The sequence below is a fragment of the Patescibacteria group bacterium genome, assembly GCA_040387855.1.
Classification (GTDB): Bacteria; Patescibacteriota; Minisyncoccia; order Phycocordibacterales; family JAKAEA01; genus JAZKCY01.
Genome location: JAZKCY010000001.1, coordinates 491604 through 509034, shown reverse-complemented (window position 1 = coordinate 509034; position 17431 = coordinate 491604). Strand labels below are relative to the sequence as shown.

Sequence of the window (17431 nt, the reverse complement as noted above, 5' to 3'; positions counted from 1 at the left end):
ATACTATATTCATATGAAAATTCTGCTAACAGGAGGTGGTTCGGGTGGACACTTTTATCCAGTAATTGCTGTTGCTCAAGCAATCAATCAAATAGCTAAAGAAGAAAAGCTCGCAGAAGTGCATTTGTTTTACATGGCACCACAGCCATACGATCGCGAATTGTTATTTGAAAACAAGATGACATTTGTACCATGTGCTGCAGGAAAGTCTCGACGATATTTTTCTTTATTGAATTATCTCGATATGTTTAAGACAGCATGGGGAGCATTTAAGGCAGTATGGAAACTCTTTTGGATTTACCCAGATGTTGTATTTGGAAAAGGTGGATACGTAAGCTTTCCAGCACTCTTTGCTGCGAGATTTTTAAGAATTCCTGTTGTTATTCATGAATCAGATAGTGTACCTGGACGAGTAAATGCATGGGCAGGAAAATTTGCACAACGTGTTGCCGTATCATATCCAGATGCTGCACAATATTTCAAACCAGAAAAAGTTGCATTTACGGGAAATCCTGTTCGTCAGGAAGTTATCCATACAGCTCGAGAAGGTGCTCATGAATTTCTAAAACTCGACAACAGTCTGCCATTAATTCTCATCCTAGGAGGCTCACAAGGCTCACAGATCATCAATGAAACTATTATTGATGCATTACCCCAACTTTTACAGAAATATCAGGTATATCATCAAACAGGAGAAAACAATTTGATTCCAGTTCAAGAAACTGCAAAAGTTATTCTACAAAACAATCCCAACAAAACCCGCTATCACGCAGTTGGTCATGTTGATAGTCTAACACTCCGAATGCTTGCAGGAATTGCTGACGTAATTATCTCTCGAGCAGGATCTACAATCTTTGAAATTGCTGTTTGGGGAGTACCAGCAATTCTCATTCCAATTTCTAGTTCAAATGGCAATCATCAACACAACAATGCATATAGCTATGCCCGTGAAGGAGGAGGCGTTGTAATTGAAGAAAATAATCTTACTGGACATATACTTTCAGCAGAAGTTGAACGAATTATGACTAAAGAAGGTCTCCATCAAAAAATGGTAGACTCAGCAAAAAAGTTTGCACGCACTGATGCAGCTCATACTATTGCTAAAGAAATTGTATCTATTGCACTTAGTCACGAAAAATAATCATGTCTGTAGAATTTGAATCTGAAGAACAACTTAATCAGTATTCATCAAGAAAGATCTTTGGAGCACCTGAGACTCCGGCAATGATTCGCGGTCTTAAAAAAATGGGAGTAAAAGAAGCGTATGCGCACCATACACTTATTGGAATTATTATTGCATGTGTAGTTCTTTCTATTTTTATTTTTGTGTATTTTGTAATTGGAATTAGAAGTACACCAGATGCTAATCCTGAAGTTATTCGTCAAATGGAATTAGATAGAGTTAGAATGAATACATCTAATGAGTAAGCGTAATAATCAAAAAGGTTTTACCCTCATAGAACTATTAGTAGTAATAGCGATTATTGGATTGCTTTCATCTGTGGTGCTCGCTAGTTTAAATACAGCACGACTTAAGGCTCGAGATACAGCGATAAAGTCTGCAGTTATCCAATACCGTACTTTATTGGAACAAGAATTTAATGACACAGGAAGTTATGCAAACCTTCAGAAAGGATGGGCAGATGTTGGTTCTTGTTCGGGTATAGGTATTGCTGGTACCTATGCTGCAAAAGCGATAGAACTTTGCAATGCTATTGTTACAAATTCTGCCGCAACAAGTCCATTAGGTGGTCAATATAAATTGCATATAGGAACCGCAATAAACTTTAATTCTTATTACTCAGTAATGGCATGGCTGCCAAGTAAGGGCGCATACTTTTGTGTGGGTAGTGGTGGTGCAACTTCTGAGCGAATGGGAAGTGCAGGATATACAAGTTATTGGGATCAACCTGGTTGTTATAGCAATCCCTAATTTAAATAGTTGTGGTATAGTACAGGTCTATGAATTCAGAATCTAAACCAGTAGTTACACGTTTTGCCCCAAGTCCTACCGGATTTATGCATGTGGGAAGCGTACGAACAGCATTATTTGCATGGCTTTTTGCTAAGAAAAATAATGGTACTTTCATCCTCCGAATCGAAGATACAGATAAAGAACGAGAAGTAGAAGGATCTATTGAACACATTATAAAGTCCTTAAAGTGGCTTGGAATTACATGGCAAGAAGGTCCTGATATTGGAGGTCCGCACGGTCCATATATTCAGTCTCAACGATTAGAATCATACAAAAAGTATGCACAGATTCTTGTAGACAAGGGTCTTGCATATGCAGATCCATATACAAAAGAACAGCTTGATGAATTCAGAAAAAAATCTGAGGAATCTAAAAAGCCATTTTTATATAGAGAATATCGTCCAGAGAATCCTCCAGCATGGGATGGCACACAGCCATTGCGAATTAAAGCTGAAGTAAAGTCTCATGCTTGGACTGATTTAGTTCGTGGTGAACTTACAGCTGGTGAAGAAGCCATTGATGACTTTATTCTTATTAAGAGTGATGGATATCCCACCTACAATTTTGCTCACATTATTGATGATCTTGAAATGGGTGTAACTCACATTCTTCGAGCTGATGAATTTATTTCTTCAACTCCAAAATTCTTATCTGTTTATGATGCTCTTGGAATAGATCGTCCAGCATTTGCGACACTACCTCCAATTATGGGCCCAGATGGAAAGAAAAAGCTTGGAAAGCGCGATGGTGCCAAAGATGTTCTTGATTATAAAAATGAAGGAGTGCTTCCAGAAGCAATGATGAACTTTTTGGCACTTATTGGCTGGAATCCAGGAACAGAACAGGAAGTCTTTTCACAAGAAGATCTCATAAAGACATTTGATATTTCTAAAATTCAGGTGAGTGGAGGGAAATTTAATGAAGAAAAACTAAAGTGGTTCAATAAAGAGTATATAACTATGCTCCCAAAGGAGACTGTTATTGCTGAAGTTAAGAAGAGACTTGATGCAAAGAAAGAACTTTCACAAGATATGCTTGAAAAAATAACTCCAATTATTCTTGAACGAATTCATACTTTTGGAGAAATAAGTGCCATGATTGAAACAGGTGAAATAGACTATGTTTTTGCTGCACCTGAGTATAAAACAGAAATGTTGTATTGGAAAGGAACAGTAGATACTGATGCAACAAGCCGTCGTTTGCAAAAAGTGATTGAACTTATTGAAACTGTGGATGAAAATAACTTCAAAAAAGATATAATTAAAGACGCTCTCTGGAATTATGCGACTGAAGAAGGAAAAGGTGAAGTATTGTGGCCCACACGAGTGTCACTTTCTGGAAAAGACAAATCACCAGATCCATTTGTCCTTGCTGAATTACTAGGAAAAGAAGAGACCATCATTCGTCTCAAGAGAGCACTAGAAAAAGTTGCTCATGTATCGTAAAGCTCTACTATCTTTTATATTCATATTAATAAGTACGTTTGCTATTGGTAGTTTTGTTGTAGCTAAGTATTCTCAGGCACAAACAAGTGATGTAGAAGACTTAAAAAACAAGATTGATACTCATGGCGATCTTATAAAACGTCTTGAAGCAGAAATTGCTCAATACAACCAGGAACTTGATAAAACAAGTGCCCAGGCTTTGAGCTTGCAAAGAAGTATTAGAGAGCTTGATCTCAACAGCAAAAAACTAGCCACAGACATAGAACTCACACAGACTAAGATTGGTACGACTAATAACCAAATTCAGGTTTTAACATCTGACATTTCAAAACAAGAAAGTAGTATCTTGCGTAGTAGAGAGGTACTAGCACAGTCACTTAAGCGAATGAGCGAAAATGACAGTGTATCTCTTATTGAATCACTGTTTAAGTATAGAAATCTTTCTGATTTTTCAAATGAAATAGAAACACAGGGACAATTTAGAGTAAAAATACAAGAACATCTACTTGAGCTTCAAAAATTAAAAGTAGGACTTGAAACAAATAAGCAGCTCACTGAAGCCCAGAAAAAAGAATTACTCACACTCCAGTCTGATCTTTCAAGTCAAAAAACATCAGTTACATTAACAAAAAATGAGAAAGATAAGGTTTTAGCTCAGACAAAAAATCAGGAATCAAATTATAAAACTATAATTGCAAATAAAAAGGCAGCACGTGCAGCTTTCGAAAAAGAACTTCTTAATTTTGAATCTCAGCTCAAAATTGCCATTGATCCAGCAAGTATTCCTGGGGCAAAGCCTGGAGTACTCGCATGGCCCACAGCAAAACGAACGGTAACTCAAACATTCGGTGACACTGCATTTTCTCGAACAACCAATGCCTATAGTGGTAAAGGTCACAACGGAATTGATATTGGAATTCCTGTCGGAACTAAAATTATGTCAGCTGGTGTAGGAACAGTTGCAGGATCAGGTGATACAGATACGGTATGTCCTGGTGCATCATTTGGTAAATGGATAATGGTTACTCATACCAATGGTCTTTCAACGCTGTATGCTCACTTATCCTCAATTCAGGTGAGCAAAGGGGATAACGTGAATCCAGGAGATGTGATAGGCTATAGTGGTAACACAGGATACTCAACAGGACCGCATCTCCATTTCACTGTATACGCATCACAAGGTGTACAAATAGTATCTCGTAAAAGTGCAGCATGTGGAGGAACCTATGTTATGCCAATTGCCGACTTGAAAGCGTATTTAAACCCACTATCATACCTCTAATGAACAGAAAATCTTCTGGCTTTATCGATACCATAGTTCTGGTAGTCATTGCACTCATCATTTTGGGATATTTTAATATTGATATTAAAAATCTTCTTTCAGGACCAGTTGTACGAAGTAATTTAGAATACTTTTGGACAATGACACTCGAAGGGGCTCAACATGGCTGGGCATACGCGCAGGATTTCCTCGCAGCAAATTGGCATAAAATAATTCCTAATTAATTTTTTCATGAATTCTATTTTTGAATCGCTTAAACCTGATTTTAAAGGTGACATTGATGGATTAGATACAACCCTTGATACGTATTCTCATGACGCCAGTCTTTTTGAAATTCGACCACGTGTAGTTTTGTATCCAAAGGATGCTGAGGATATTAAAACAATGGTGAAATGGGTGAATATTCATAAAAAAGAAGATCCAACTCTTTCTATTACAGCTCGATCAGCAGGGACAGACATGTCTGGAGGAGCTATTGGTAGTTCTATCATTGTCGATTTTACTCGCTACATGAATGTTATTAAGGAAGTTACTCCTGAATATGCAGTAGTAATGCCAGGATGTTTTTATCGAGATTTTGATGCTGAGACAAAAAAGATAAACCGATTCATGCCAGCTTTTACTGCATCACGAGAAATCAATGCAGTAGGAGGAATGGTGGGTAATAATAGTGGGGGTGAAAAAGCTATTAAATACGGTAAAACAGAAAATTACATAAATGCACTTAAAGTAGTTTTAGCTGACGGAAATGAGTATTCTATAAAGCCACTCACCAAATCAGAACTTGAAGCAAAAATTGCTGGTCAAAACACACAATCAGAATTTGAAACAAATCTTTACAAAGACCTCAATACACTTATTCAAAATAACTATGAAAAAATAGTTGCGGCAAAACCTGATGTTTCAAAAAATTCTGCTGGATATTATTTGTGGAATGTCTACAACAAAGAGACTGGAACTTTTGATCTCTGTCAGCTTATTGTTGGATCTCAGGGCACACTTGGAATAGTATCTGAAATTACCTTTAAAATAGTTCCAACACAGCCTTTTTCTAATATATTAGTAGTATTCCTTCCATCACTTGATGATGTAAGTAAACTCGTTACAGAAATTGTGCCTTTTAAGCCTGATAGTCTCGAAACCTTCGATGATAAGAGTATGATCCTTGCGGTACGATTCTTCTTCGATTTCTTCAAGCAATTGGGATTCTGGGGAGCAATGAAACTTGGACTTCAGTTTCTTCCTGAAACATGGATGATTGCCGCTGGAGGTGTACCTAAACTTATTCTCATGATTGAGTTTACCGGTGAGACAGAAGAAGAAGTACGACGCGAACTTCAAGAAGTATATGATCATATCAAACACTTTGGGTTCCATATGCATATCGCTCACTCAAGCGGAGAGGCAGAGAAGTATTGGAGAATCCGACATGAGAGTTTCAACTTGCTTAGAAAACATGTTAAGAATAAAAGAACAGCACCATTTATTGATGACATTATTGTGAAGCCACAGTACCTTCCAGAATTTCTACCAAAAGTAAAAGCTCTTCTTGATCAATACAAACTAGACTATACAGTTCAGGGTCACTTGGGCAACGGAAACTTCCACATTATTCCATTGATGGATCTCAACTCTCCGTTTTCAGCAGATATTATTCTCGAGCTTTCTGGAAAAATCTACGATCTTGTAAAAGAATATAAAGGTTCTATTACAGCAGAGCACAATGACGGAATTATCCGAACGCCGTATCTCTTGCAACAATTTGGACCAGACATTGTTGAGCTATTCAAGCAAACAAAAACTATGTTTGATCCTACAAATATATTTAATCCCGGCAAAAAAGTGGGAGGAACATTTGAAGATATAAAAAAAGCTATTAAGAAGAAGAATTAAGTTGTAAGAAAAAGCAGATTCATGCGTTATTAATGTTGTATAGGTAAGATGAATGTAGTTCACATTACATACTTAATTAAACAACATATGTTTGATATCAAAAAATTCTTTTCAACTCTCTTCAGTATCGGTAAAAAGCAGAACGTATCATTTCCAGAAAACCTTTGGAAACTTACTCTCTCACAATAAAACAACTCAATAATCCCAACCAAATCACAGCAGCTTTCCCCCAGGTAAGCTGCTGTGATTTTTGTTGACGAGCATAATACTTGGTGATAGGGTTTCTCGAGACACCGTCGTGTCAGTCCCATAGCTCGTACGAGGATGGATATGCCAGACGAACAAGAAGATGAAACGCCACGGTCAAAACGGGGCTTCGCTGCCATGCACATCGACAAGCACAGAGAGATCGCCCGTCTGGGTGGTCGCGCCGCCCACGCCCAGGGCACAGCCCACGAGTTCACGCCCGACGAGGCACGAGCAGCCGGTCAGAAAGGTGGCCAGCGGGTGAAGGAGAAGTATGGCTCGCCACACTTCTCCAAGATCGGTCGCGCCGGCGGCAAGAAGTCCAGCGGGAAGCGGCTGGTACAACGTGATGGCGGTGAGCAAGTCATCCTCGACAGAAGTGACGAAGGAAACAAGCTCAACGCGCTCGACAGCGGCGCGAGCCGAGTCTAACATCGCACAGAAGCATTCTGCCTCTGCGCGATTTTTTATTTGTAAGAATTTGTGTTGCAATGCGTTATTAACATTGACGGTGAACGATCGTTCACCTATACTTACAACATAACAAAAGAGCCACATATCATCACAAAAAACATGATCGAGACATATAAACAAAAAATAAAAAAGTTTTACGAAGAAAATAAAATCATGCCTTCGTATCGCGAAATGATGGATATGTTTGGGCTCAAATCTAAGAACGCAGTATTCAAATTAGTAGCGAAGTTGGTAGAAGGCGGATTCGTTTCTAAAGACTCATACGGACGCCTGATGCCAGAGCAAAAGCTCTTAGGAGGATTAAAAATTCTCGGAGCAGTTGAAGCCGGATTCCCAACACCAGCCGAAGAAGATCTTTCAGAAACGATGAGCCTCGACAATTATCTGATAGGAAATAGGGAAGCAACATTCATGTTACGAGTCAGCGGTGAGTCAATGATAGAAGCAGGAATTCAACCCGGAGACATGGTGATAGTAGAACGGAGAAATGATGCAAAAGATGGTGACATAGTGGTGGCATTCATAGATGGAGGATATACGGTAAAGTTCTTACGGAAAAGAAATGGCAAGATATGGCTCGATCCCGCAAACGTAAACTTTGAACCAATAGTCCCCGCGGAAAATGAAGAACTTCAAATTATGGCAGTTGTAAAAGCAGTCATTCGAAAATACTAAAAACTAATTCAAAAAATATATGAGTAAATCAGAATTAAAGCACCAGCTAAAAGTAGAGATCAAAAGACTTAATAAGCTTATTGATCAAAAGATTCTTGAAGGTAAGAACTACACAGCAGAAGCTCGACATCACAAAATTCTTCTTTCACGACTTTCAATAATGAAGAAGAGTAGCTTCCTTGCTCGATCAATGCGAGTGATGGCAACAATGATGTTCTAGAGTTCTCTTACTAATCCAAATATTTACAACCAATAATCACACAACATCATGCCTCATATTCACGAGAAGATAGATATGACGGTAGAAGTATTTATTGTTCACAAGAATACCGTCTTATTGCGGATGCATGATAAGTATAAAATTTGGTTGAGTATTGGAGGGCATATAGAACTCGATGAAGATCCTGTAGAAGCAGCCTTTCGAGAAGTAGAAGAAGAAGTGGGATTACAGATTACACTTATCCCTCACTTAGAACTACCACAGTACTCCAATCCTGAACGGAAAGAGCTTCTACCACCTCGCTATATGAACCGGCATGCAATCAATGCTTCGCATGAACATATTTCACTTGTCTACTTTGCAACAAGTGATTCTGATCAGGTAGTTCCAGAAAAGAAAGAAGACTTATGGAAGTGGGTGAGTGCAGATGAGCTCAGTAGCATGGATCTCAATCCTGATGTAGAGTTCTACGCACGTAAGGCATTAGAAGAACTTGGTACTAACTAATTTTTACAATGAGGAATGATAAATTTCGTCCATATGCTGCTGTATACCTACTTCCTATAAAAGACAATAAGGTTTTATTATCTCGAAGATTTAATACTGGATATATGGATGGTTGGTATAGTTTGGTTGCAGGACATATTGATGGAAATGAGCCAGCTACAGACGCAACAATACGAGAAGCTCGGGAGGAAGCTGGGATTGTAGTGCGTGCAAAAGATCTCACTTGTGTTCATATTATGGATCGATATTCACCAATCCAAGCAGACAATATTCCCAGAGAATATATCGACTTCTTCTTTACGGTAAGCACATGGCAGGGTGAACCTACAATAATGGAACCAGATAAATGTGATGAACTTCTATGGGTAGATCTGAATGAAATTCCTGAACAAACTATTGATTATGTAAAACACATGATTGAGTGCTACAAGAATAAAGTATTTTATTCTGAAGTCGGTTGGACTACATAATAATTATCATACAGAAAATGTACATTGAAGCGTCATACATAGAGAAGCCCATCTGGAAAATTAAATTATTATCACGGAACCAAAAAATACACCATTATGCGAACAACTTATTTGATGCGTCTAAAAAACTTATTGAAAGTCTCTCTACAAATAGTGATGATGAAAAACGTGAACCCATCATCCAAGAGAGTGAGTCGATTCGAGAGGCGCTCATAGCAAAAATGAATAGGGACATACATAAATTTTAGCTATGGAACCCTTAGCATCAAAAATTCGACCAAAAGAACTTCACGAGTATGTTGGCCAACAACATCTCATTGGTCCCAACAAACCATTACGGAAAGCTATAGAAGGTAAGCACTTATTTTCTTTTGTCTTATGGGGACCGCCAGGGGTAGGGAAAACAACTATTGCCCGCATCTATGCAAATGCACTGAACGCTGATTTCTATGAGCTCTCAGCCGTATCTGCAGGCAAAGATGATATTAGAAAGATAGCAGAACAAAGAAGTTTACTTACTATAAAACCTAAAGTTTTATTCTTAGATGAGATTCATAGATTTAATAAAGCTCAGCAGGATTTCTTGCTGCCTTTTGTTGAATCAGGAGAACTCACACTCATTGGAGCAACAACAGAAAACCCAAGCTTTGAAGTAATCCCAGCGCTTCTATCACGATGTAGAGTTTTCATTTTAAATGAACTCAGTGATGAAGACATGCAAAAGATCATAGATAGAACAGGGAAGAAGCTCGATCCTGAAGCTCGAGAATGGCTCATAGGCATGGCCAATGGTGATGCCCGCCAAGCTATTACAATGATTGAAAATACTGGGCGACTCTATGCAGATACTATTACTCTCGAAAACTTAAAAAACACTCTCCAAAGTAAGTTTCTTAGATTTGATAAAAAAGGCGAAGAACACTACAACACTATTAGTGCATTTATAAAAAGTATGCGAGCATCACAACCAGATGCAGCATTGCATTATTTAGCCCGCATGACTGATGCTGGAGAAGATCCAAAATTTATTGCTCGCAGATTAGTTATATTTGCTTCAGAAGATATTGGAATGGCAAATCCTCATGCGCTTACACTTGCTAATGCAGTGTTTCAGGCTGTTGATACTATTGGCATGCCTGAAGCCCAAATCAATCTTGCTCACGGTACGGTTTACATGGCAAAGTCTCCCAAAAGTAAGCATGCTTATGAAGCATACTTTGAAGCACTCGATGATGTGAAAGCTCACGGCAATTTGCCGATACCAATGAAAATAAGAAACGCTCCCACAAAACTTATGAAAGAGGTAGGATATGGAAAGGGATACGAGCGGTATACAAAAGAAGATTTGTTGCCAGATGAATTGAAAGGGAAGACGTATTATAAAAAACCCGATGCACCTAAAAAAGAAACCAAATAAAAAATCCGAAAGCTGGGAAGCCTGCGGATTACTCCGGGGTGACCAACAAACAGTCCAAGGGGGCATATCGGTGCCGAAGTTTTTGGAAGGCTTGGGCGATGATAGATCTCACATGATCGATCGTGCACTCAAACTCTTCCGCAACATCAGAGTCTTCATGACCCCAGGCATACGCATTGATGCCATACTTGGACTGAAGAATGTCCCACTGGCGCGGAGTCAGATGGCTCCTCAATCGAGCAAAACCATCCGACATCTGGTTGCGAGTCTTGGGCAGCAGATCTCGATCCTTGTAGTCCTTGTAGAGAGATCCCAGCAGATCCTTTAGGAACTGCTCTTCCCAGTCATGAATTTCACCGCGATCTATGTGAACGGTATCAACCATCCGTGGTCTCCTGAAACGAACCGATCAATATCCTACAATTTATATAACAATTAGTCAATAGCGAGCTCATCCATGGAATATACCCTCAAAAAAACCAAAAGATCTCGAAGAATTAGCATCAGCGTAAAGGCTAGCGGTGAGGTTGTTGTCACCATGCCTTTAAAGGCTCCAGAGGCTCTTGCTTTGCGTTTTTTGAAGGAGAAGGAACCTTGGATACTTCAAGCACAAGCACGTCTTAAAAAGCAATTTGAAGGCAAAACCACGCTTAAACAAACAAGAGCTGATTATCTTGCTCACAAAGAAGCGGCCCGAAAAATGATTACCGAACGAGTGCTGTATTTTAATCAAATATATAAGTTTCCCTTTAAAGATATTCGGATTAAAAATCAAAGTTCTCGATGGGGAAGTTGCTCTGCTAAGGGTAATCTCAATTTTAATTATGGATTAGTAAAAATCCCTCAAGATTTAGCAGACTATATTGTTGTCCATGAATTGTGTCACTTAAAAGAAATGAATCATGGTAAAAACTTTTGGGCATTGGTAGCTCAAGTTCTCCCACACTACAAAGAACTTCGAATGCGTTTGAAACGAGATTATATTCAAATTTCATGAAAGCGATTGTCCATATTGATGGAGATGCATTTTTTGCTTCATGTGAAGTTGCCCAAAACGAACGACTTCGTGGTAAACCTGTAGTAACGGGACAAGAAAAGGGCATGGCCATTGCTCTTACCTATGAGGCAAAAGCGTTGGGAGTAAGTCGCGGCATGCTCATGAGTGAAATTAAAAAACTCATTCCAAATGTCATTATCATGCCTGGCAATTATGATTTATATAAAGTCTACTCTCGAAGAATGTACTCTATAGTGAAACGTCATGCGCTGTTGGTAGAAGAATATAGTGTTGATGAATGCTTTGGAATTCTTTCAGGTGAGACCTGGGAAGAGCTTACTGTAATTGCTCATAAAATAAAACAAGATCTCGAACAAGACTTGGGCATGACATTTTCTCTTGGATTGGCACATACAAAAACCCTTGCAAAAGTTGCTTCAAAATGGAAAAAGCCTGCAGGCTTTACTGCAATGCAACAACAAGATATTGCAGCATTTCTGGAAAAAGTACCTATTGGTGCGGTATGGGGGATTGGCTCAAGCCTATCAGCCTGGTTTCAAAAAATGAAGGTTGCTACAGCTTTAGAATTTGCGATGAAACCGCAAAATTGGGTTGAAGAACACTTAGCCAAGCCTTCACAAGAACTTTGGTATGAGCTCAATGGGATTACTATGCATAGAGTGCGTGATGGTCATCATGAAAAGCATCAATCCATTAGAGCAACGCGAACATTTCGACCTCATACTAATGATAAAAATGCGCTGCTTTCAGAGCTCGCAAAAAATGCTGAAAAAGCATGTCTTAAATTACGGAGAAATAATTTGAAAGCAAAGGCTGTGTCTTTTTATATAAAGACTCAAGAAACGTTTAGATATTTTGGAAAAGAAATTACTTTTACTGCACCGATAGCAACTCCTTCACACATTATGAACGCAATTGGAAAAGAATTTGATGCTATTTTAAGGAAAGAATATACATATAGGGCTACAGGAATTGTGCTTCATAGTATTCGTGATGCTTCTGTGTACCAGTTTGATTTATTTGGAATGCAAGAAGAAAGCGATGTAAAACTAGAACTCTATAAAACAGTTGATAGCGTGTTTGAAAAATGGGGGAAAGGATCTATCTTTTTGGCAGCAAGCCTTGCATCTCGCAACAAATTCTCAAAACAAAATCCTGAATCAAAAAAAATGAAACAAGATGCACTATGGCTTCGCATGGGAATTCCGTATTGGGGAGAGGCAGTATAGTTTTCCAAATAAAAAACCGACTAAGGTTACTCCTTAAGTCGGTGCTGGATCATAAATCACAATGAGAAGCATGTTCCCGTTGTGATTCATGCCGTAGGCCGTCACGAATGTGCCTCCGTTTTTATTGAGCCAATCAACGACGGCACAGCCTACCTCATCAAGTACGAGTGTGGCAATGGGGAATACAAAGACTTCACTTTTCATGGGCAAGCCTCCTCTCTTAAGCATACTACACAGCGTTATCTCAAAATCAAGTGTATATAAAACGAAACCCCGCACAATTAAGCGCGGGGGTAGGAGTGAAACGGCACTCCGAAACCGTGTACAAAAAAGGTTGTACATACCTTGGTCAGATTCTACTACTTGTAGAGCATGTGGCGGATCGTGCGGCTGAGACGCAGCTCGTCGTTGGTCAGCGGGTACTTGCCCGTCAGGACCAGCGTGATGGCGATCGCGAAGTCTCCCTCGCGGTTTCCCATCTCATCGTTTTCGAGCCGAACGCACCGGTTGTGCGCGTAGTAGCAGACCTTCCGGTCGAATCCGGTCATGGTCCACAGCTTGCCGTCCTGCTCGATCTTCACACCGAGCTCCCGAGCCAGGTCTCGGACCTGCTCGAAATCGGGATGCGGTTGACCGAGCACGATACCATATCGGTCGGTCTTCGGGCGAGAAGCAGTCTGCTTCTTGTTCGTATCCGTTGCGGGCACGCGATGCCTACCTTTCCTGAAACACTTGAAATAAAAGAACGGGTCTAAACTCTGCTTTCGTCCTGTTGGACTCATCAGTCGAGACTACATCTCGAGAGCAGCCAAGTAACGTCGTTGGCACCGTATGCATTCAATGGTATGCATAAACCTTGTTGCTTGTTTAACGAGGAACAACTCTCGAGTACTGCAGCACCATGACGAGCTCGCCGTTGAAGGCGATGGACTCGATGTGGTGAAATTCACCCTTTTCGCGCTGGACCGCCTCGACCTTCGTGTCGATTTGGTACGCGTTGACCGTGGCCATCGAGAACGACATCACCTCGACGAAGTTCCTGGCCGGCGTCAGGCGCGGCTTGTAGATCAGGATCACGATGAGATCACCGTTGAACTCGGTGAGCTGAACGCTGGTGATCTTGAGCTGCTGTTCAGCGAGCCACTGGTTGATCATGGTCTGGCCCGTACCGGAGTTCACCTGATGAGGCGCCAACACGAACGATTTGGTTTTCATGACCAATCCTCAGTTTGAGTTTCTAAAGAGCGAATGCCTTACTTGGACATCCAGGGAAGCAGTACTCGGCATATAGTAATGCTTGCCATGATCACTGGAAAGATAACTCCGCAGAATGCAAACCATCTTCTTTTTCCAGACCTGTTTCTAAAAGCTTTGGTCCAAACTAAGAAGACACATGCATTCACACAGAGTTGAATCATTCCAGCAATTACAGCTGATCCATGGAAGATGGAGGTAAAGTTTGCGATGAGGAAAAATGAAACCCCCATTGCACCCGTTACAGCCATCCATTTTGAGGTGCTATCCTTCACGTTCCCTCCAAAATGTAACGGTCTGTATTATAGCATATATATTACTTATAGTCAAATATAAATAATCCTTAAAAACCTATATAATAAGCCCATGAATTCCGGACTGAGTTTCAATTTTGACGAATCAAACGAGCCACAAAATATGACTGTGGCTGAGTATTTAACAATGCTCAACAACAACCTTAAAAATATTAAGGGCAAAGTCATTGGTGAAGTAGTAAATCTCAAATTATATTCTGGCCGTAGTTATTTATATTTTTCTATTAAAGATAAAGAAGCCAATGCTGTCATGAATTGCTTCATGTGGAAGCGAAGTCTTGATATTTCTGGAATTGAATTAGCTGATGGACTTGAAGTAGCGATTTCTGGATTTACAAAAATCTATGAACCTAACGGATCTATTTCTTTCCAGACAGAGACTATTGCATTAGTGGGAGAAGGCGCACTCAAGAAAGCATATGATAAGTTGAAACAAAAGCTTGAGAAAGAAGGGCTCATGAATGCTGAAAAGAAGCGACCTGTTCCTGAGTATCCTCACAAAATTGGAGTGATCACATCTAAAGATGGAGCGGTGATTAGTGATTTCACAACTAATATTGGAAAATTTGGCTATGAAATTAGTTTTGTTAATTCACGAGTAGAAGGACAGATTGCTATTACTGACTTAATAGCTGCTGTGAGAACATTAAAAAATAAAGACATAGATGTGTTAGTAATCATGCGAGGAGGAGGGTCACTCGAATCATTTGCTGCATTCAATAATGAAATGCTTGTACGAGAAATAGCAGATTTCCCAGCACCGGTAATTGCAGGTATTGGCCATGATAAAGATATATGTTTAGTGAGTCTTGTGGCTGACCATATGGTATCAACTCCTACTGCAGTAACCCAGCTGTTAAATAAATCATGGGAACAGGCATTGTCTAGAGTACTCCTTCAAGAAAAGCAGATCTTAAATTCGTTCACACAAATTCTGGCAAAACGAAAAATATATTTAGAACGAGCAGCTGGACTTATGCAAGATAAGTTTACGACTATTTTTGAGAGGTTTAAGATGATGCAAAATTCTTTCACAGGTGGAATAAGTAAAATAGGCTATAGAATAAAAGAATTACAGACGCGTGTAGAGACTCAGGCAAAAAATCTTTCAAACAGCTTTATAAAAGCAACAACAAACATAAATACATTTTTAAATAGCCGAGAGAAAGAATTAGAACTCCTCAATCCAGAACGGCAGCTAAAACTAGGGTATAGCATTGTGAGATTAAAGGGTAAAGCTCTGAGAGATACTGGAAATGTGAAAATAGGGGATGAGCTAGATATTAAAACATACCAGGGTGAGCTAAAAACAGAAGTTAAAGAAATATTAAAATAACAATAAAGAACATGACAACAAAAACTGAAAATAAGATAAATCTCACAGAATCACTCTCCAAACTCTCAGAAATCGTAAAATGGTTTGAAAATGAACGAGAGATTGATGTAGAACTAGGACTTACTAAGGTTCGAGAAGGTGCCGACCTTATTAAAGCCTGCAAAGCTCGTTTGGCTAAGATTGAAAATGAGTTTAAAGAAATTCAGAAAGAGATTCTAGATGAAAACCAAGTATAGGTCTCTTTCGAAATAGTTTGAATAACGTTACTTAATGAAGGGAAGTCATTACCTCGAGTCATAACACATATAAAATATGGATCCTGCGGATAGTATACAATTCCACAGTCATGTAACTCTTTAACTTCATGATTATCGTTATTGATGTATGACCTTTCGCCAAATTTATGAGCAACAGGAATTATGTCTGGAACTCCACCTTTCAGTCCATCATTAAAACTAACATGGGCCAAAAGATCCAGAGCCAATTCCGATATATTTCTATTTAAGTATGTTGAACTATACAGCGTCCTAAATAGTGTAGAATAGGATTTTACTGAAAGAAATTCAGGCATGTCTTTTATTGGAATCTGGATACGTAGATCTGTATATACCTTTATTAATTCTTCTTGATCGATTGCATTAAGAAGTGCTAGATTTGAATTATTACCCGATTCGACTATCATATCCTGAATCAATTGCCGGACTGTATAATATTTCCCATCTTCAAAAGTTGTATGTGGTGAATAAAACTGTTTTTCATTACTTATGACTTTATATAGAATTTTTTTATCTAGAATTTCTGAATTTGATTCAACTTCTTTTAGATAAGCGATCATAAGAGCAACCTTAAGCATGCTTGCAGGAGCGTAGAGCACATCTTCATTTATACCTGTCCAGTGGCCGCTATTTAGACTACGAATATATACTGAGACTGAATCAGCCTTTTTATCTTTTGTGAATTGATCGATTGAGGTTCTCAGTTTTTTCTCAAGAGAAGTGAATTCGTTAAAGGTATTCTTACTACTGATTTCTGTAAAAAGAAGTGGATTTATATACGTATATTCGTTGGAATTTTCTCTAATGAGTTTAGATGTATTTGCTGGGGTTCTTGAAGTAAATATACTGTATATTACACTTCCTCCAAGAATAATCCCACAAAGAAAGATACTTATATTTAAAAAGACACTCCTCCGAAGGAATTTCATACTATATCTATATCATATTTTGCACCTGAAAAAAACCATCAATTAGAGCGAGTTCATACATATCCACAGTTTGAAGATACTTTGATGAACCTTTCATGAAGATACCATGTATAATAAGCCTATCTATGAAATCTTCTACGACCGATAAACCATGGGGATCATTTACACAATTTACACACAACGAACTATCTACAGTTAAAACTATTTTTGTGAAGGCTGGAGAGCAGCTGAGTTTGCAAACCCATGCAAAACGGGAAGAATTTTGGAAGGTTATTTCTGGCACACCTACACTCACGATTGGCGAAGAACATATTGAAGCACAACCTGGAGACGAATTTACAATTCCTGCTGGCTTGCAGCATCGTATTGCAACGACACAAGAAAACGCATTGATACTCGAGATATCAACTGGCGATTTTGATGAAAACGACATTATCCGACTCGAGGATAAGTATGGACGCTCTTAATTAAT

Annotated in this window: 24 protein-coding genes; 19 read left to right on the top strand and 5 right to left on the bottom strand. The window is 39.1% G+C overall.

Annotated features, from left to right (window positions below; genetic code table 11):
- Positions 1-13: 13 nt before the first annotated feature.
- From V4519_02855 to V4519_02790, 14 genes are all read left to right on the top strand, one after another.
- A complete protein-coding gene (locus V4519_02855; protein ID MES2436927.1) occupies positions 14-1141 on the top strand; it encodes a UDP-N-acetylglucosamine--N-acetylmuramyl-(pentapeptide) pyrophosphoryl-undecaprenol N-acetylglucosamine transferase in 1128 nt (375 codons plus the stop codon).
- 2 nt (positions 1142-1143) lie between these two features.
- Positions 1144-1428 (top strand): hypothetical protein, encoded by a 285-nt coding sequence (locus tag V4519_02850; protein ID MES2436926.1) that lies wholly within the window; start codon positions 1144-1146, stop codon positions 1426-1428.
- A complete protein-coding gene (locus V4519_02845) occupies positions 1421-1933 on the top strand; it encodes a type II secretion system protein (protein MES2436925.1) in 513 nt (170 codons plus the stop codon). The genes V4519_02850 and V4519_02845 overlap by 8 nt, the downstream gene beginning before the upstream one ends.
- A 29-nt stretch (positions 1934-1962) precedes the next feature.
- Positions 1963-3420, top strand: coding sequence for a glutamate--tRNA ligase (gene gltX, locus V4519_02840; protein MES2436924.1), 1458 nt, complete (start codon positions 1963-1965; stop codon positions 3418-3420).
- Positions 3410-4702, top strand: coding sequence for a peptidoglycan DD-metalloendopeptidase family protein (locus tag V4519_02835; protein ID MES2436923.1), 1293 nt, complete (start codon positions 3410-3412; stop codon positions 4700-4702). The genes gltX and V4519_02835 overlap by 11 nt, the downstream gene beginning before the upstream one ends.
- On the top strand, positions 4702-4926 hold the full coding sequence (locus tag V4519_02830; protein ID MES2436922.1) for a hypothetical protein: 225 nt from the start codon (positions 4702-4704) through the stop codon (positions 4924-4926). Before V4519_02835 ends, V4519_02830 begins: the two co-directional genes overlap by 1 nt.
- A 7-nt stretch (positions 4927-4933) precedes the next feature.
- Entirely contained in the window at positions 4934-6595 is a 1662-nt protein-coding gene (locus tag V4519_02825) for an FAD-binding oxidoreductase (protein MES2436921.1), read from the top strand.
- Between the two features lie 48 nt (positions 6596-6643).
- Positions 6644-6784, top strand: a complete 141-nt coding sequence (locus V4519_02820; protein ID MES2436920.1) for a hypothetical protein — start codon at positions 6644-6646, stop codon at positions 6782-6784.
- A 141-nt stretch (positions 6785-6925) separates the two neighbouring features.
- A complete protein-coding gene (locus tag V4519_02815) occupies positions 6926-7273 on the top strand; it encodes a stress-induced protein (protein ID MES2436919.1) in 348 nt (115 codons plus the stop codon).
- 141 nt (positions 7274-7414) lie between these two features.
- Positions 7415-7990, top strand: a complete 576-nt coding sequence (gene lexA / locus V4519_02810) for a transcriptional repressor LexA (GenBank protein MES2436918.1) — start codon at positions 7415-7417, stop codon at positions 7988-7990.
- A gap of 19 nt (positions 7991-8009) precedes the next feature.
- Entirely contained in the window at positions 8010-8210 is a 201-nt protein-coding gene (locus tag V4519_02805) for a hypothetical protein (protein MES2436917.1), read from the top strand.
- A gap of 48 nt (positions 8211-8258) precedes the next feature.
- On the top strand, positions 8259-8717 hold the full coding sequence (locus tag V4519_02800; GenBank protein MES2436916.1) for an NUDIX domain-containing protein: 459 nt from the start codon (positions 8259-8261) through the stop codon (positions 8715-8717).
- An 8-nt stretch (positions 8718-8725) separates the two neighbouring features.
- Positions 8726-9187: an NUDIX domain-containing protein gene (locus V4519_02795; protein ID MES2436915.1), complete on the top strand. Its 462-nt coding sequence runs from the start codon at positions 8726-8728 to the stop codon at positions 9185-9187.
- A 250-nt stretch (positions 9188-9437) separates the two neighbouring features.
- Positions 9438-10604 carry a replication-associated recombination protein A gene (locus V4519_02790; GenBank protein ID MES2436914.1) on the top strand — a complete coding sequence of 389 codons (1167 nt, stop codon included), beginning with the start codon at positions 9438-9440 and terminating at the stop codon, positions 10602-10604.
- 28 nt (positions 10605-10632) lie between these two features.
- On the opposite strand, the gene V4519_02785 is transcribed toward V4519_02790, so the two are convergent.
- Complete coding sequence (locus tag V4519_02785) at positions 10633-10989, bottom strand: sigma factor-like helix-turn-helix DNA-binding protein (GenBank protein MES2436913.1); 357 nt, start codon at positions 10987-10989, stop codon at positions 10633-10635.
- A 72-nt stretch (positions 10990-11061) separates the two neighbouring features.
- On the opposite strand from V4519_02785, the gene V4519_02780 reads away from it, so the two are divergent.
- Together V4519_02780 and V4519_02775 are read left to right on the top strand one after the other, a co-directional pair.
- Entirely contained in the window at positions 11062-11601 is a 540-nt protein-coding gene (locus V4519_02780) for a SprT family zinc-dependent metalloprotease (GenBank protein MES2436912.1), read from the top strand.
- Positions 11598-12851: a DNA polymerase IV gene (locus V4519_02775; GenBank protein MES2436911.1), complete on the top strand. Its 1254-nt coding sequence runs from the start codon at positions 11598-11600 to the stop codon at positions 12849-12851. The genes V4519_02780 and V4519_02775 overlap by 4 nt, the downstream gene beginning before the upstream one ends.
- Before the next feature lie 33 nt (positions 12852-12884).
- Here V4519_02775 and V4519_02770 read toward each other — a convergent pair whose 3' ends face one another.
- The 3 genes from V4519_02770 to V4519_02760 all read right to left on the bottom strand — a co-directional run bounded on the left by V4519_02770 (position 12885) and on the right by V4519_02760 (position 14066).
- Positions 12885-13079, bottom strand: a complete 195-nt coding sequence (locus tag V4519_02770) for a hypothetical protein (protein ID MES2436910.1) — start codon at positions 13077-13079, stop codon at positions 12885-12887.
- A 131-nt stretch (positions 13080-13210) separates the two neighbouring features.
- Entirely contained in the window at positions 13211-13633 is a 423-nt protein-coding gene (locus tag V4519_02765; protein ID MES2436909.1) for a hypothetical protein, read from the bottom strand.
- Between the two features lie 85 nt (positions 13634-13718).
- Entirely contained in the window at positions 13719-14066 is a 348-nt protein-coding gene (locus V4519_02760) for a hypothetical protein (protein MES2436908.1), read from the bottom strand.
- Positions 14067-14471: 405 nt separating this feature from the next.
- Here V4519_02760 and xseA point away from each other — a divergent pair, with 405 nt between their 5' ends.
- Entirely contained in the window at positions 14472-15755 is a 1284-nt protein-coding gene (gene xseA / locus V4519_02755; GenBank protein MES2436907.1) for an exodeoxyribonuclease VII large subunit, read from the top strand.
- Between the two features lie 11 nt (positions 15756-15766).
- Positions 15767-15991, top strand: a complete 225-nt coding sequence (locus V4519_02750) for an exodeoxyribonuclease VII small subunit (protein ID MES2436906.1) — start codon at positions 15767-15769, stop codon at positions 15989-15991.
- Here V4519_02750 and V4519_02745 read toward each other — a convergent pair.
- Positions 15958-16959 (bottom strand): serine hydrolase, encoded by a 1002-nt coding sequence (locus V4519_02745; GenBank protein ID MES2436905.1) that lies wholly within the window; start codon positions 16957-16959, stop codon positions 15958-15960. The two genes, V4519_02750 and V4519_02745, sit on opposite strands and share 34 nt — an antisense overlap.
- Before the next feature lie 125 nt (positions 16960-17084).
- Between V4519_02745 and V4519_02740 the strand changes: the two genes are divergently transcribed.
- Complete coding sequence (locus V4519_02740) at positions 17085-17426, top strand: phosphomannose isomerase type II C-terminal cupin domain (protein ID MES2436904.1); 342 nt, start codon at positions 17085-17087, stop codon at positions 17424-17426.
- Positions 17427-17431 lie beyond the last annotated feature (5 nt).

Coding starts and splice junctions, on each gene's coding strand:
- V4519_02855 (MES2436927.1), top strand. CDS start 14: ATGAAAATTCTGCTAACAGGAGGTGGTTCGGGTGGACACTTTTATCCA.
- V4519_02850 (MES2436926.1), top strand. CDS start 1,144: ATGTCTGTAGAATTTGAATCTGAAGAACAACTTAATCAGTATTCATCA.
- V4519_02845 (MES2436925.1), top strand. CDS start 1,421: ATGAGTAAGCGTAATAATCAAAAAGGTTTTACCCTCATAGAACTATTA.
- gltX (MES2436924.1), top strand. CDS start 1,963: ATGAATTCAGAATCTAAACCAGTAGTTACACGTTTTGCCCCAAGTCCT.
- V4519_02835 (MES2436923.1), top strand. CDS start 3,410: ATGTATCGTAAAGCTCTACTATCTTTTATATTCATATTAATAAGTACG.
- V4519_02830 (MES2436922.1), top strand. CDS start 4,702: ATGAACAGAAAATCTTCTGGCTTTATCGATACCATAGTTCTGGTAGTC.
- V4519_02825 (MES2436921.1), top strand. CDS start 4,934: ATGAATTCTATTTTTGAATCGCTTAAACCTGATTTTAAAGGTGACATT.
- V4519_02820 (MES2436920.1), top strand. CDS start 6,644: ATGAATGTAGTTCACATTACATACTTAATTAAACAACATATGTTTGAT.
- V4519_02815 (MES2436919.1), top strand. CDS start 6,926: ATGCCAGACGAACAAGAAGATGAAACGCCACGGTCAAAACGGGGCTTC.
- lexA (MES2436918.1), top strand. CDS start 7,415: ATGATCGAGACATATAAACAAAAAATAAAAAAGTTTTACGAAGAAAAT.
- V4519_02805 (MES2436917.1), top strand. CDS start 8,010: ATGAGTAAATCAGAATTAAAGCACCAGCTAAAAGTAGAGATCAAAAGA.
- V4519_02800 (MES2436916.1), top strand. CDS start 8,259: ATGCCTCATATTCACGAGAAGATAGATATGACGGTAGAAGTATTTATT.
- V4519_02795 (MES2436915.1), top strand. CDS start 8,726: ATGAGGAATGATAAATTTCGTCCATATGCTGCTGTATACCTACTTCCT.
- V4519_02790 (MES2436914.1), top strand. CDS start 9,438: ATGGAACCCTTAGCATCAAAAATTCGACCAAAAGAACTTCACGAGTAT.
- V4519_02785 (MES2436913.1), bottom strand. CDS start 10,989: ATGGTTGATACCGTTCACATAGATCGCGGTGAAATTCATGACTGGGAA.
- V4519_02780 (MES2436912.1), top strand. CDS start 11,062: ATGGAATATACCCTCAAAAAAACCAAAAGATCTCGAAGAATTAGCATC.
- V4519_02775 (MES2436911.1), top strand. CDS start 11,598: ATGAAAGCGATTGTCCATATTGATGGAGATGCATTTTTTGCTTCATGT.
- V4519_02770 (MES2436910.1), bottom strand. CDS start 13,079: ATGCTTAAGAGAGGAGGCTTGCCCATGAAAAGTGAAGTCTTTGTATTC.
- V4519_02765 (MES2436909.1), bottom strand. CDS start 13,633: ATGAGTCCAACAGGACGAAAGCAGAGTTTAGACCCGTTCTTTTATTTC.
- V4519_02760 (MES2436908.1), bottom strand. CDS start 14,066: ATGAAAACCAAATCGTTCGTGTTGGCGCCTCATCAGGTGAACTCCGGT.
- xseA (MES2436907.1), top strand. CDS start 14,472: ATGAATTCCGGACTGAGTTTCAATTTTGACGAATCAAACGAGCCACAA.
- V4519_02750 (MES2436906.1), top strand. CDS start 15,767: ATGACAACAAAAACTGAAAATAAGATAAATCTCACAGAATCACTCTCC.
- V4519_02745 (MES2436905.1), bottom strand. CDS start 16,959: ATGAAATTCCTTCGGAGGAGTGTCTTTTTAAATATAAGTATCTTTCTT.
- V4519_02740 (MES2436904.1), top strand. CDS start 17,085: ATGAAATCTTCTACGACCGATAAACCATGGGGATCATTTACACAATTT.